The following is a 13,392-nucleotide window of genomic DNA, read 5'->3' as shown; positions in this document are numbered from 1 at the left end:
GGAATTACCCCAACGTCAGCTGCGAACGCGCCGCCAGGAATATTTCGGGCCCTTGGGCTCCGGCACGGCGGCTGGCTGGTAGTAAAGCCCCAAGCCGCCGGTGCGTTCCTCTTGCAGGCGCTTCAGCAGCACCGGGTTGGAAATCTCGAACTCGTCGAAGCCGAGACGCAGCATATGCGGCAACGGATCGACCAGCACTTGGCCGGTGGCGCGAACGGCACCCTCGAAGTGGTAGCGGCCGCGCAGCAGTTCGGCCTTGGAGAAGGAGCGCCCATCGCTGAAGGCCGGGAAGACCAGCGCCACCAGCGACAGCTGGTCAAGCAGGTCGGCTATCTTCTCGAGCTGATCGCCCGGCTGCAGCACCACGCCGAGCCGCTCCTTGGCGGACCGGCGCACCTCGGGATCAAGGTTGAGGAACGCCTGCAGCGGCAGGATGAAGCGGCCATTGCCCGAAAGCGCGTCGGCACTTTCGGCATGGGCCCACTCGTCCTCGCGAAAACCCTGCGGGGTCCAGAGCCGGGTCTCCGGTGTCGTCGTTTCGGTCATCAAAATTCCTAAAGTCCCAAGATCCAGGTCCGCTGAGAGCCCCTCCCGCACAAAACCGGCGGCCTCCGGGGAGGTCGCCGTTCGCAGGCCGGCTGGATATCAGCATACCCTATAGTGATGCGTCGGTCAGCGACTTCTCCAGTCCCGACAGGTGAATGCCGCACTCGGTCTTGGCATGACCGGCCCAGCGGCCGCTGCGCGCATCCTCGCCCGGCTGCACCGGTTGCGTGCACGGAAAGCAGCCGATCGACAGATAGCCATAAGCGACCAGGGGATTCTCGCGCAGCGCATGCGCCCGCATGTAGTCGGCCTGGTCCGAGGTCGTCCAGTGCGCCAGCGGATTGATGCGGATGCGCGGGCCGACCGCCTCGAACACCGGCAGCGCTGCCCGCGTCGAGGCCTGAAAACGCTTGCGGCCGGTGAACCAGGCGCGGAAGGGTGCCACGCCACGCGCCAGCGGCTCGACCTTGCGCACGTCGCAGCAGGCATCGGTGTTGCTCTGGTGCAGATTGCCCGTCGGGTCGATCCGCGCGAGCGCCGCCTCCTCGGGCTTGATGACCTGGATGTTGGTCAGCCCGAAATCGGCGACGAGCGCGTCGCGGTAGCCGAGCGTCTCTTCGAAATGCTTGCCGGTGTCGAGGAAGATGACCGGCAGCGTGCGGTCGATCTCGGCGATCATGTGCAGCAGCACGGCCGAATCCGCCCCGAAGGACGACACGGCTGATATCTCGTCGTGAAACAGTTCGCGGGCCGAGCGCTCGATGATCTCGAGCGGCTTCAGATGGCCGTAGAGCGCGTCAAGTCCCGCCGCCTTGGCGGCGACGCCGTCATCAGCGTCGGCTATATGGTCAAGCGGCCTTGGTTTCGCCAGCATAGAGCGCCTCCTTGAACGGCGCGGGACCGACACGGCGGTAGGCGTCGATGAATTTTTCCTGAGGGTTGAGCCGAAGGCCGAGATAGGTCTCGACGATCTGCTCGATGGCGTCGGTGATCTCTTCCGACGAGAAGCCGCGGCCGATGATCTCGCCGACCGACGTGTTCTCGTCGGCCGACCCGCCCAGCGTCACCTGATAGAGCTCGGAGCCCTTCTTCTCGACGCCGAGGATGCCAATATGGCCGACATGGTGATGGCCGCAGGCATTGATGCAGCCGGAGATCTTCAGCTTCAGTTCGCCGATCTCGCGCTGCCGCTCCAGCGAGGCGAAGCGTTGCGAGATTTCCTGCGCGATCGGGATCGAGCGTGCGGTGGCCAGCGCGCAGTAGTCGAGGCCCGGGCACGAGATGATGTCCGATATCAGATTGGAATTGGCCGTCGCCAGCCCGATATCGACCAGCGCGTCATAGACCGCCTTGAGGTCGGCGCGCGCCACATGCGGCAGGATCAGGTTCTGCTCATGGCTTACGCGCAGCTCGTCGAAGGCGTATTTTTCCGCGATGTCGGCGACCGCCTCCATCTGGCTGTCCGAAGCATCACCCGGCACCTCGCCGATGCCCTTGAGCGAGATCGTCACCGCCGCGTAGTCGGGATGACGATGCGTCACCACATTCTGGTCGAGCCACTCCGAAAAGCCCCTGGAATCGAGGCGCGCCAGCTTGACCGCCTGGTCGCCTTCCGGCCGATCGGTGAGCGCCGGCGGCGCGAAATAGGCTTGGATGGCGCGGATATCGGCATCCGGCAGCTTCAGCTCGGCGTCCTTCAACTCCTGCCACTCGGCCTCGACCTGGCGGGTGATTTCCTCGACGCCGGTCTCGTGCACCAGGATCTTGATGCGTGCCTTGTACTTGTTGTCGCGGCGGCCATAGAGGTTGTAAACGCGCAGGATCGCCGTGCAGTAGGACAGAAGATCGGCTTCCGGCAGGAAGTCGCGAATTTTCCTTGCCACCATCGGCGTGCGGCCCTGGCCGCCACCGACATAGACGGCGAAGCCAAGCTCGCCGGCGGCGTTCTTCTTCAGGTGCAGGCCGATATCATGCGTCTGGATGGCGGCTCGGTCGCGCTCTGCCCCGGTCACCGCGATCTTGAATTTCCTGGGCAGGAACGAGAATTCCGGATGCACCGAGGACCATTGCCGCAGGATCTCCGCATAGGGACGCGGATCGGCGACCTCGTCGGCGGCGGCGCCGGCGAAGTGGTCGGCGGTAACGTTGCGGATGCAGTTGCCGCTGGTCTGGATGGCGTGCATCTCGACGCTCGCCAGATCGGCCAGGATCGCCGGAATGTCCGACAGCGCCGGCCAGTTGAACTGGATGTTCTGGCGCGTGGTGAAATGGCCGTAGCCCTTGTCGTATTTGCGGGCGATGTGACCGAGCATGCGCAGCTGCTTGCCGTTCAGCGTGCCATAGGGCACCGCGATACGCAGCATATAGGCGTGCAGCTGCAGGTAGACGCCGTTCATCAGCCTTAGCGGCCGGAACTGGTCCTCTGATATCTCGCCGGACAGCCGGCGCTGGACCTGGTCGCTGAACTCGGCGACGCGGGCCTGGACAAAATCGTGGTCGAACTCATCGTAACGGTACATGCTTCGTCTTTCAGGGCGCGTCCGCCCGTTTCACTCAAACCTGGCTATGCCGCACGCTCGGCCTGCTTGCCGAGATCGCCGCGGATGGTCGGGCCGGCGGCGCGGATCTTTTCACGCAGCCGCACCGGCTCGACGACACCGTCGACGACTTCCGCGTCGATCAGATTGACGTCGACCACTTCATTGTCGGCATGAGCCTTGGCGCCGATCGCCTCGAGGCGATCCTCGGCCGCCTTGTCATGCGCAAGATCGGCCTGGCCCACCGTCTCGGCCCAGCCGCCATCGGCGTACCAGACGGCGATGCCATCCGTCAGGCGGTTGGCGGTCAGTATCTTCATGGCTGAACTCTCTCGCTGGTGGCTTTGGCCGCGCCTTCATTCCTGTGTGCTGCCGCAAGCGGTTCGGACCGTTCGAAGTTGGCGCCGGCGACCGCATCGCCAATGATGGTCATTACCGGCCCGGAAAGATCGCCACGCGCTTCCAGCGATGGCAGGTCGGCCAACGTGCCGTGGAAACGGCGCCGGTTGGCAAGGCTGGCATTCTCGACCACGGCCACCGCCGTGTCCGACGACAGGCCGGCTTCGATAAGCCGGCCGGCAACCTCGGCAGCGACGGAGCGGCCCATATAGACGGCGACGGTGGCGCCGGAAATCGCGAGCTTGGCCCAGTCGGGCAACGAATTGCCCTTGAGGTCGTGGCCGGTGGTGAAGACCATGGACGAGGAGACGCCGCGCAAGGTCAGCGGCAGTTCGAAATCGGCGGCGGCGGCAAAGGCAGCGGTGACGCCTGGAACCACCTCATAGGCGATACCGGCATCGCGCAGTGCCGCCATTTCCTCGCCGGCGCGGCCGAACACCAGCGGATCGCCCGACTTCAGCCGCACCACGCGCTTGCCCTGCCGGCCAAGCTCCACCAGCAGCGCGTTGATTTCGGCCTGGCTCTTGCTGTGGCAACCCTTGCGCTTGCCGACCGGCAGGCGCTCGGCATCGCGGCGGCCCATGGCGACGACCGCCTCCGGCACAAGCGCGTCATGGACGATGACATCGGCTTCCATCAGCAGACGATGGGCACGCAACGTCAGCAGATCCTCGGCGCCCGGACCAGCGCCAACCAGCGCGATGTGGCCCGAAGCGGGTGCGTTCGATAGCAGAAGATCCACCGCCGCGTCATGCGCCTGCGACAGCTGGCCGGCTTCCATGGCATGGGCAGGCGCACCCTGGAAAAAGCTGTTCCAGAAGCGCCGGCGGGCATTGCCTTTCGGCAGGAATTTCTCGGCTGCCCCACGCAGGGAGGCGGCGAGCGTCGCCAGCGAACCGAGCGATGGCGACAGCATCTGATCGATGCGGCTGCGCAGCATCTGGGCCAGCACCGGGCCGGCGCCTTCCGTTCCGATGGCGATGGCGACCGGCGCACGGTTGACCAGCGCCGGAGTGAAGAAGTCGCAGAGTTCCGGCCGGTCGACGGCATTGACCGGAATGCCCAGTTCGCGCGCATCGGCTGCGACACGGCGGTCGAGCGCCTCGTCGCCGCTGGCGGCAAACACCATGACCGCGCCTTCCAGCTGCGAAGCGTCATAAGCTGCCGCGACATGGTGGGCGCCGGACTGGGCGATAAAGGCAAGCAGCTCCGGCTCGGCATTTTCGGCGATGATGCGTAACACCGCGCTCGACTGTCCGATCAGCCGCGCTTTGGCCAAGGCTTCCTCGCCGGCGCCGACGATGGCCACGGCTTCGCCCTCGACCCGCACGAAGACGGGGAAGGCATTGAGCTTGGCATTGGCCTGCGGCATGGGAAAAGCAATCCAGGAACAGTGTCGCAGTTTTACGCCCCGGCGCGAAAAACCAGAAGCAAAGCACTCGCGCATCCTGCGATGGCAGGCAATCGCTTTTTCGCAACTGCGAAAGGCAGGAGAAAAATATTCCACATCCTCGGTGCGGGCGGATTCAAGCCGCTGAAACGAGCCTTGATTTCAGGTCTTTTTAGCCACTTGCCCTCTATCTGGCAAAACAGTTTTTTCTAATTTCTACCAATTCAGTAGATTAAAGTCGCCCACTGATGGATCGCCTGTTCAACCGTTGGCGGCACCGCCGTCGCTTCGCCGTAGGGGGGTGGAACGTTGCCGGGTTGATACGCGTTCCGAAGCGTAGCCATTCATCAAAAGGAGCGCTTTCATGGACACGATCAAACTGAGGCACGGCATCTGGGTCCTGGTGGCCGACGGTGAAAAAGCGCTCCTGCTCAAGAATGCCGGCGACAACAAGTTTCCAAATCTCGAAGTCGTGCAGGTGATGGAACAGGACAACCCGCCCACCCGCGAACAGGGAAGCGACAGCCCCGGCCGGTACAATGACGGCCCGTCCGTACACCGCAGCGCCGTCGAGGATACCGACTGGCACCGTATCGGCAAGGAACGCTTCGCGGAAGAGATCGCGGCCCGGCTCTACAAGCTCGCCCATGGTGGTGAGTTCGACAGCATCGTGCTTGTCGCCCCGCCGGTGATGCTCGGCGCCATGCGCAAGAAGCTGCACAAAGCGGTCGGTGACAAGGTGTCGGCTGAAATTCCAAAAACCATGACCAACCACGCCATCTCCGAGATCGAGGCCATGCTGCAAGCAGCCTGACCGCAGGCGATGGATCCCAAAGCCAACGCAACAGTGAGTGCAAAACGGACCGGCGGCCTCTCGGCCGCCGGTCGAGCATTTTGCCGCCGCACCGTCGATTTTCGCACCTGCGGGTTGCATCACCGTCACCCCTTCCACCATATTGCAAAACAGGCGGCGGCTTAGGGCGGCGCACATCCGACATCGCAAACTTGAAAGGCGCTCCATAGACAATGCCGCATGACACGCCCCTTATCGCCACCATCGTCGCCGGTCTGGGGCTGGCTTTCGTCTTCGGGGCTCTGGCCAACCGTTTCCGCATTCCGCCGCTGGTCGGCTATCTCGTAGCCGGCGTCCTGGTCGGGCCGAATACGCCTGGTTTCGTCGCCGATGCCGGCCTTGCCAACGAACTGGCCGAGATCGGCGTCATCCTCTTGATGTTCGGCGTCGGCCTGCATTTCTCGCTGAAGGACCTGTTGTCGGTCCGCGCCATCGCCGTGCCTGGCGCCATCGTCCAGATCGGCTTTGCCACGGCACTCGGCGCCGGACTGTCCTGGATGCTCGGCTGGTCGATGGGCGCGGGGCTGGTGTTCGGCCTGGCACTGTCGGTCGCCTCGACCGTGGTGCTGCTGCGCGCGCTTCAGGAACGCCGGCTGATCGAGACCGAACGCGGCCGCATCGCCGTCGGCTGGCTGATCGTCGAGGATCTGGCCATGGTGCTGGCCCTGGTGCTGCTGCCGGCCCTTGCCGGCGTGCTCGGTGGCCAGGAACAGGCCGATGTCCACTCGAGCGGCATGCTGTCGCTGCCGGCCGGCTACGGCATCTGGGGCGTCGTCGGCATCACGCTCGCCAAGGTCGCCGCCTTCGTCGTCGTCATGCTGGTGGTCGGCCGCCGGGTGATCCCCTGGATTCTGCACTACGTCGCCCATACCGGGTCACGCGAATTGTTTCGTCTCTCGGTGCTCGCCATTGCGCTCGGCGTCGCCTTCGGCGCGGCGAAACTGTTCGGCGTCTCGCTGGCGCTCGGCGCCTTCTTCGCCGGCATGATCATGAGCGAATCCGAGCTTAGCCACCGCGCGGCCGAAGAATCGCTGCCGCTGCGCGACGCCTTCTCGGTGCTGTTCTTCGTCTCGGTCGGCATGCTGTTCGACCCGTTCAGCCTGCTCAGCAACGGCCTGCCGATCCTGGCGACACTGGCCATTATCGTCATCGGCAAGTCGCTGGCGGCGTTCGCCATCGTCGTCGTCTTCGGCTATCCCCTGGCGACAGCCCTCATGATTTCGGCCAGCCTTGCCCAGATCGGCGAATTCTCCTTCATCCTGGCCGAACTCGGCGTCGGGCTGAAACTCTTGCCCGAACAGGGCCGCGACCTGATCCTGGCCGGCGCCATCCTGTCGATCGTGCTCAACCCGCTGATGTTCCTGGTCATCGACTGGATGAAGCCGTGGCTGGAGGCCCGCGCCGCCAGGACGGCGCCGCCGGCGGACGCCAAGCCGGTCGGTCCGGCGACCGAACCGGGCCAGGTCGCCTCGGTCGTCGCAACAGCCCAACAGGAAGACGGCCCTCCGCCGAAGACGGCGCTTACCGGCCATGCCATCCTGATCGGTTATGGCCGTGTCGGCGGCCTTGTCGGCGCGGCGCTGAAAGAAGCAGAGCTGCCCTTCCTCGTCATCGAGGACGCCGACAAGACACTGGCCAAGCTGAAGGCCGATGGCGTCGAGAGCGTCGCCGGCAATGCCGCCAACGCCGAAGTGTTCGCCGCCGCCAATCCCGAAGGCGCCAGCCGGCTGATCCTCGCCATCCCCAATGCGTTCGAAGCCGGCCAGATCGTGCTCAGGGCGCGCGCCGCCAACCCCGGCGTCAACGTCGTCGCCCGGGCCCATTCCGATGCCGAGGTCGAGCATCTCAAGGGGCTCGGCGCCGACACGGTGATCATGGGCGAGCGCGAAATCGCGCGCGGCATCGTCGAGGAGGTACTCGGTCACAAGCCATCTGCGACCGAACCGTCCGCCGCCTGATCACGGCACGAATGCTGACCCGCCATTGCGTGCGATGCTGCTGAGATACTGTGCGGGAGGCTTGCCGAGCGCCTTCCTGAACATGGTGATGAAGGCTGTGACGGACTCATAGCCGAGATCGCCCGAAACCCGCTGAACGCTGGCGCCCGAAGCCAGTTCCCTGATCGCAACGATCAGGTGCAATTGCTGGCGCCAGCGGCCAAAGCTCAAGCCTGTCTCCTTGACGACAAGACGAGCAAGACTGCTCTCGCTGAGCGCGACACGCTTGGCCCATTCGGCCAGCGTGCTGCGATCGGCAGGATCGTTCGCCAGTGCTTCCGCGATCCGCTTCAGGCGCGGTTCGGAGGATATCGGCAGATGCAGTTGCTGGACAGGCATATCGGGCAATTCGGCCAGCAGGACGCTTCCCAGGAAAGCACAGCGCGCGTCATCAGGCGCGCAGTCCGACAGTTCGATGATCAGTTCGCGCAGCAGCGGCGAGATCGAAAGTGTGCAGCACCGATCCGGCAGCACAGCCGCGCCCGGCTCGATATAGACGAAGAAAATCCGCGCATTGGCCGTCGCGATGTTGCTGTGCTGCATGCGGCTTGGCACCCACACGCCGCAATGGGGCGGCACCATCCAGAGGCCACTGGGCACGCGGCAGGTGACGCCGCCGCCAAGCGCGAAGACGAGTTGCCCTTTGCGATGCCAATGATCCGACACCTCGGCCTTGTTCTCGGTGACGTCGACGCGCACGGCGATCGCCGGAGCAAGGACGTCATCGACGTCGAAATCGAGCCATGGGTAGCGAAGCGGCTGTCTCATCATTGACGGTTTTTAGCGATGAATTGCCCTTATATCCAGATTGTTCGTCAGCACAAATCGATAGGCTTGGTCGTTCTCGCCAATCGGCAAAGGTGTACCCCATGCTCGCCCTCACCATCTCTTCCGACAATGCCGTCAGACTGAAACTCGCCGAGGTGGACGAGCCACAGCCTTGCGCGAACGAGGCTCTGGTCGCCGTCGGCGCAACCTCGTTGAACCGCGGCGAACTGCGCCTGCTCACCATACGCCCGGACGGCTGGATACCCGGCCAGGACATCGTCGGGGTCGTGGAGCGAGCGGCAGCCGATGGTTCCGGGCCGGCCGTGGGCACCCGCGTCGTGGCTTTGGTCGACGAGGCCGGCTGGGCCGAACGCGTCGCCGTTCCGACTGAACGTCTCGCCGTCCTGCCGGATGAGGTCAGCTACGTTTCCGCGGCCACGCTCCCCGTGGCGGGCACGACAGCGCTGAGGACCTTGCGCCATGGCGGTGATCTGGCCGGCCAACGGGTGCTGATCACCGGCGCGAGCGGTGCGGTCGGCCGTTTCCAGATCCAGATCGCCCGTGCGCAAGGCGCTTCCGTGACTGCCATCGCCGCCGTCCGGCATGCCGGCGATCTCCGCGATCTCGGCGCCGAGCAGGTGGTCGAGGCGATCGAGCAGGCCGAGGGACCATTTTCGCTGATCACCGAGTCGGTCGGCGGCGAAAGCCTCGCCCGCGCGATCGAACGCGTCGCGCCCGGCGGGACCATCGTCATGCTCGGTTCAAGCAGTGGCGAGCTCACGCCCATCGGCTTCCGCCAGTTCGTTCCGGGCCATGAGGGGGCGCGGCTTCAGACCTTCGCCTACTACACGTCCGGCTCAGGCATTGGCGCCGATATCGCCGCGCTGCTCGCCCTGGCCGCGGCCGGCCGGCTGGAGACCCGCATCGCCTTGACCGTGCCGTGGACCGATATTGCCCAGGCCCTTGAAGCCCTGCGGCAGCGCAGCTTCAGCGGCAAAGCTGTTCTCACCATGGCCGGATGAGCAACCCCAGCCGAAGTCGGCTTGCTCACACGTGCTGGCCGCCATTGATGTGGATTTCCGAGCCCGTCACATAGGACGCCTGCTGCGAGCATAGGAAGAAGATGATGTCGGCGACCTCGGCCGTGGTGCCCAGCCTTCTCAGCGGGATCGTCTCGACGATCTTTTCCGTGCCTGGCGACAGGATCGCCGTGTCGATCTCGCCGGGTGCAATGGCGTTCACGCGGATGCCGTGCGGGCCAAAGTCATGCGCCATCTCGCGCGTCAGCGAGCCGAGAGCCGCCTTCGATGTCGCATAGGCGGTGCCGGCGAAGGGATGCACGCGGGTGCCGGCGATCGAGGTGACATTGACGATCGAGCCCTTGGCCGTCGCCAGCTCCTTGAACAGGCCGCGCGCCAGCATGATCGGCGCGAAGAAATTGACCTGGAACACGTCGCGCCAGACATGCATCGGCGTGTCGATCGAGTTCATGCGGCTGTTGCCGTCCTTCAGCTTGGGCGAAATGCCGGCATTGTTGACCAGAGCATTGAGCTGGCCGCCATGTGCTTCCAGCCGATGGCGGATTTCCGAGACGGCGATGCCGACATCTTCCTGATCGGCAAGGTCGACCTTGATGTGGTCCTCGGGACCTGCCGGCCACGGGCAATCCTCGGCGAAAGCCTGACGCGAACAGGTGATGACGCGCCAGCCCTCGCGCGAAAAGCGCTTGACCGTGGCATGGCCGATGCCACGGCTGGCGCCGGTCAGCACGATGGTTTTTCTGGTGTCGAGTTCGGCCATGTCACGGTCTCCGGCCGGAGGTGTAGCCGAACACCGTGGCGCTGGCGAGAGGCGGATTGACGCCGCTGCGAACCGCCGGGGCGATCGCCGTCAGCCGCCGCCCAGAATATCCAGGATCGAGGTCTGCTTCCTCTTCTTCAACGGACCGCCAACATTGCCCGGCGGCACCGGATGGCCGACCGAAGCAGTGGTGCCATCATCCGCTGGCATGTTGAAGCCATCCGCGTCGACGGTCTGGGCAGGCCGCGCCACCCGGGCCGGCGCCGGCGCCTGGGTTGCCTGTGCGGCTGGCGCCTGCTGGCCAACCGAGGCTGACGGAACCGGCGCTGGCTGGTTGTTGTCGGCCGACGGTATGTCGTCGGGCACTATCGTATCGGCCGGCGTCGACTTCCAGGTGCCGGGCAGCGGCCGCACCGGTACGCCTTCATGTGCGGCAACCATGAATTCGTGCCAGGCCTGCGCCGGCAGCGCGCCGCCGGTGACCTTCTTCATCGCCGTGCCATCATCATTGCCGAACCACACACCGGTGGTGAGATTGGCGGTATAGCCGACGAACCAGGCATCGCGCGAATTCTGGCTGGTGCCCGTCTTGCCGGCCGACGGCCAGGCGAAGGCCGCCTTCTTGGCCGTGCCGACCTCGACGGTGCCGGTCATCATCGAATTCATCATGCCGACGATCTCGGGTTTCACCACACGCGGTGCGCTGCCGCCGGCGCTGTCGTAGAGCACCTTGCCCTCGGCGGTCGTGATGCGGCGGATGAAGTGGATGTCGGGCTTGTAGCCGCCATTGGCGAACGGCACATAGGCCGACGTCAGCTCCAGCGGCGTCACTTCCGAGGTGCCGAGCGCGATCGAGGTGTTGGCCTGCAGTTCGGACTGGATGCCCATGCGGTGCGCCGCTTCCAGCACCGCGTTTGGCCCGACCTCCATGGTCAGCTGCGCGGCGACCGAGTTCAGCGACTTGGCCAGTGCCGTCGCCAGCGTGACCTTGCCAAAATACTTGCCGCCGTAATTGTCCGGCGTCCAGTTGCCGATCTTGATCGGCGCGTCGTTGCGGATGCTGTCAGGCGTGCGGCCGGCTTCCAGTGCCGCCATGTAGACGAACGGCTTGAACGCCGAGCCGGGCTGCCGCCGCGCCTCGGAGGCACGGTCGAACTGGCTGGTCGAATAGTCGTAGCCGCCGACCATGGCGCGCACCGCGCCGGAATCGTCGATCGACACCAGCGCGCCCTGGGTGACGTTGAGCTTCTTGCCGCTTTCGTCGATCAGCCGGCGGATCGACTGCTCGGCGAGTTTCTGCAGGTTCAGGTCGACGGTGGAGTCGATGACGATGTCGCCGCGCACGTCGCCGATCAGGTCGGGCAGTTCTTCCATGATGGTGTCGGCGACATAGTTTTCCGAGCCGGTCCAATAGGACGGCGCGCGCGTCGCCGGCGCGCTGAGCGCCGTCTTCAGCTCCTTGTCGCTGATCTTGCCCTCTTCACGCATGGCCGCGAGCACGAGCTGCGAACGCTCCTCCGCGGCCTTCGGATCGCGCGCCGGCGACAGCCGCGACGGCGCTTTCAGCAAGCCCGCGAGCAGCGCCGCTTCCGAGAGCGTGACGTCACGCGCGCTCTTGCCGAAATAACGCCGCGAAGCCGCCTCGACACCAAAGGCGCCGGAGCCGAAATAGACCCGATTGAGGTACATTTCGAGGATCTGGTCCTTGGTGTGCTTGTGCTCCAGCCACAGCGCCAGCAGCACCTCCTGCACCTTGCGCTCCAGCGTGCGGTCGGGCTTCAGGAACAGATTCTTGGCCAATTGCTGCGTCAGCGTCGAACCGCCCTGCGAGAAATGCCCGCCCATGAGGTTGGTCACCATGGCGCGCGACAGGCCGATCGGATCGACGCCGAAATGCGAATAGAACCGGCGGTCCTCGATGGCGATGACGGCTTCGGGAATGTAAGGCGACATTTCGTGCAGGCCGACGGCTTCGCCGCCGCTCATGCCCCTGTTGGCGAGCAACTGGCCATCGGCCGAGACGATCTTGATGTTGGGGGCACGGTCGGGGATCGACCAGGTGGTGGCCGCCGGCATCTTGGCGCCGTAATAGACGACGACGCCCGCCACCGCGATGCCGCCCCAGATGGCAAGCACGAAGCACCAGTAGAACAGACGGCCGAGCACGCCGAAAAGGCCGCGCCGGCTCCTGCCGCGCCCACCGCGCGACGATTTCGCCTTCGACGATTTGCGTTTTGCGGAGGCTTTGCGGTTGCTCGGCACGACGCGGTCCTCCTCGCTCACCGAAAGACCCGGCTGGGATCGCGCCTGCGGCGGTCCCTCGAAACTGGGCTCGATGCGGCTGTCTCTGCGGTTCGCCATGCGCTGCGCTTGCTGTCCCCGGTGCCAATGGCGCTCCGGTTGCAGAGTAGATGCGGCGATTTAAGGGCGGGTTAAGTCGGAAAAATTCGAGGCGATTGATAATCAAATGCCTTGGGCCTGCGGTCATCGCGTTGTTCGAGCCCCTGATTTTGGTGCTGGCAAACGATCGCGCCCGCCGCGATGGAACAATCCTCGCCGTGGCATTTTGTCCGGGCGCCAAGGCCCGAACCATTCTCAGCCGTGACCCAGGCGGTCGCGGACATGTTCCATGTTGGGGCGCGATCGCAAATGGTCGCGGCTACGCGTTCGACCGCACCCCAAATCACCCGTCACCAGGCAATCACCTGGTGGACATCAGCCGATCGCCGCACGAACCGAGAGCGCTGCCCTCGACGATTGCATAACCTCGCCGACATGGCAGTAGCAGACGATCTCGTGCAGTTGGTGGTCGGTCAGCTCGAAGAAGCGCTTGGCTTCGCCATAACTGTCGTCTTTCAGACCCTCGTCGTGCAATATGGGGTCAGTGAAGGCAACCGCTATCGGCGAGCTATCGGCTCGCATGACATCGCGTTCCGCCGGCGCGCGGTATTCGGTCCCGGCAAGCGCCATCAGGAGCCGGCTGGGCTCACGTTCAAGAAGCTCGGCCCAACGTATGAGACGTTGGGTTCGGCTCATTACCAGCTGTGTGTTGACCTCGGCCACTGCATGCAGTTGGTCTAGTGTTTGGTGTTTCATGGCAAC

At 64.8% G+C, this 13,392-nt stretch carries 12 protein-coding genes; 3 read left to right on the top strand and 9 right to left on the bottom strand.

The window, feature by feature from the left end:
• Window positions 1-15 precede the first annotated feature (15 nt).
• From FJV83_RS20230 to cysG, 5 genes are all read right to left on the bottom strand, one after another.
• Window positions 16-546 (bottom strand): DUF934 domain-containing protein, encoded by a 531-nt coding sequence (locus FJV83_RS20230; protein ID WP_142884558.1) that lies wholly within the window; start codon window positions 544-546, stop codon window positions 16-18.
• A 109-nt stretch (window positions 547-655) separates the two neighbouring features.
• A complete protein-coding gene (locus FJV83_RS20225; RefSeq protein ID WP_095787076.1) occupies window positions 656-1,420 on the bottom strand; it encodes a phosphoadenylyl-sulfate reductase in 765 nt (254 codons plus the stop codon).
• Window positions 1,395-3,065 carry a nitrite/sulfite reductase gene (locus FJV83_RS20220; RefSeq protein ID WP_142884559.1) on the bottom strand — a complete coding sequence of 557 codons (1,671 nt, stop codon included), beginning with the start codon at window positions 3,063-3,065 and terminating at the stop codon, window positions 1,395-1,397. The genes FJV83_RS20225 and FJV83_RS20220 overlap by 26 nt, the downstream gene beginning before the upstream one ends.
• 44 nt (window positions 3,066-3,109) lie before the next feature.
• Entirely contained in the window at window positions 3,110-3,403 is a 294-nt protein-coding gene (locus FJV83_RS20215; RefSeq protein ID WP_095772463.1) for a DUF2849 domain-containing protein, read from the bottom strand.
• Complete coding sequence (cysG, locus tag FJV83_RS20210; protein WP_142884560.1) at window positions 3,400-4,854, bottom strand: siroheme synthase CysG; 1,455 nt, start codon at window positions 4,852-4,854, stop codon at window positions 3,400-3,402. Before cysG ends, FJV83_RS20215 begins: the two co-directional genes overlap by 4 nt.
• 382 nt (window positions 4,855-5,236) lie before the next feature.
• On the opposite strand from cysG, the gene FJV83_RS20205 reads away from it, so the two are divergent.
• Both FJV83_RS20205 and FJV83_RS20200 read left to right on the top strand, forming a co-directional pair.
• Complete coding sequence (locus tag FJV83_RS20205) at window positions 5,237-5,686, top strand: host attachment protein (RefSeq protein ID WP_142884561.1); 450 nt, start codon at window positions 5,237-5,239, stop codon at window positions 5,684-5,686.
• Between the two features lie 212 nt (window positions 5,687-5,898).
• The gene (locus FJV83_RS20200; RefSeq protein WP_142884562.1) at window positions 5,899-7,683 is read left to right on the top strand and encodes a cation:proton antiporter; all 1,785 of its coding nucleotides are present in this window, start codon (window positions 5,899-5,901) and stop codon (window positions 7,681-7,683) included.
• Here the strand turns inward: FJV83_RS20200 and FJV83_RS20195 are convergent, their stop codons facing one another.
• On the bottom strand, window positions 7,684-8,490 hold the full coding sequence (locus tag FJV83_RS20195) for a helix-turn-helix transcriptional regulator (protein ID WP_142884621.1): 807 nt from the start codon (window positions 8,488-8,490) through the stop codon (window positions 7,684-7,686).
• Window positions 8,491-8,591: 101 nt separating this feature from the next.
• Here FJV83_RS20195 and FJV83_RS20190 point away from each other — a divergent pair, with 101 nt between their 5' ends.
• Window positions 8,592-9,512 (top strand): zinc-binding dehydrogenase, encoded by a 921-nt coding sequence (locus FJV83_RS20190; RefSeq protein ID WP_142884563.1) that lies wholly within the window; start codon window positions 8,592-8,594, stop codon window positions 9,510-9,512.
• Window positions 9,513-9,537: 25 nt separating this feature from the next.
• On the opposite strand, the gene FJV83_RS20185 is transcribed toward FJV83_RS20190, so the two are convergent.
• From FJV83_RS20185 to FJV83_RS20175, 3 genes are all read right to left on the bottom strand, one after another.
• Entirely contained in the window at window positions 9,538-10,290 is a 753-nt protein-coding gene (locus tag FJV83_RS20185) for an SDR family oxidoreductase (RefSeq protein WP_019861229.1), read from the bottom strand.
• A 90-nt stretch (window positions 10,291-10,380) separates the two neighbouring features.
• A complete protein-coding gene (locus FJV83_RS20180) occupies window positions 10,381-12,651 on the bottom strand; it encodes a transglycosylase domain-containing protein (protein WP_095787081.1) in 2,271 nt (756 codons plus the stop codon).
• Between the two features lie 354 nt (window positions 12,652-13,005).
• Complete coding sequence (locus FJV83_RS20175) at window positions 13,006-13,386, bottom strand: hypothetical protein (RefSeq protein WP_095772457.1); 381 nt, start codon at window positions 13,384-13,386, stop codon at window positions 13,006-13,008.
• Window positions 13,387-13,392 lie beyond the last annotated feature (6 nt).

Source organism: Mesorhizobium sp. WSM4307, from assembly GCF_007003945.1.
Lineage (GTDB): Bacteria > Pseudomonadota > Alphaproteobacteria > Rhizobiales > Rhizobiaceae > Mesorhizobium.
The sequence above is the reverse complement of the archived record's forward strand: the minus strand, read 5'-3'. Positions and strand labels throughout refer to the sequence as shown.

What these genes read in the sequence shown, in the direction of transcription:
- FJV83_RS20230 (WP_142884558.1), bottom strand. Translation starts at nt 546, where the DNA reads ATGACCGAAACGACGACACCGGAGACCCGGCTCTGGACCCCGCAGGGT.
- FJV83_RS20225 (WP_095787076.1), bottom strand. Translation starts at nt 1,420, where the DNA reads ATGCTGGCGAAACCAAGGCCGCTTGACCATATAGCCGACGCTGATGAC.
- FJV83_RS20220 (WP_142884559.1), bottom strand. Translation starts at nt 3,065, where the DNA reads ATGTACCGTTACGATGAGTTCGACCACGATTTTGTCCAGGCCCGCGTC.
- FJV83_RS20215 (WP_095772463.1), bottom strand. Translation starts at nt 3,403, where the DNA reads ATGAAGATACTGACCGCCAACCGCCTGACGGATGGCATCGCCGTCTGG.
- cysG (WP_142884560.1), bottom strand. Translation starts at nt 4,854, where the DNA reads ATGCCGCAGGCCAATGCCAAGCTCAATGCCTTCCCCGTCTTCGTGCGG.
- FJV83_RS20205 (WP_142884561.1), top strand. Translation starts at nt 5,237, where the DNA reads ATGGACACGATCAAACTGAGGCACGGCATCTGGGTCCTGGTGGCCGAC.
- FJV83_RS20200 (WP_142884562.1), top strand. Translation starts at nt 5,899, where the DNA reads ATGCCGCATGACACGCCCCTTATCGCCACCATCGTCGCCGGTCTGGGG.
- FJV83_RS20195 (WP_142884621.1), bottom strand. Translation starts at nt 8,490, where the DNA reads ATGAGACAGCCGCTTCGCTACCCATGGCTCGATTTCGACGTCGATGAC.
- FJV83_RS20190 (WP_142884563.1), top strand. Translation starts at nt 8,592, where the DNA reads ATGCTCGCCCTCACCATCTCTTCCGACAATGCCGTCAGACTGAAACTC.
- FJV83_RS20185 (WP_019861229.1), bottom strand. Translation starts at nt 10,290, where the DNA reads ATGGCCGAACTCGACACCAGAAAAACCATCGTGCTGACCGGCGCCAGC.
- FJV83_RS20180 (WP_095787081.1), bottom strand. Translation starts at nt 12,651, where the DNA reads ATGGCGAACCGCAGAGACAGCCGCATCGAGCCCAGTTTCGAGGGACCG.
- FJV83_RS20175 (WP_095772457.1), bottom strand. Translation starts at nt 13,386, where the DNA reads ATGAAACACCAAACACTAGACCAACTGCATGCAGTGGCCGAGGTCAAC.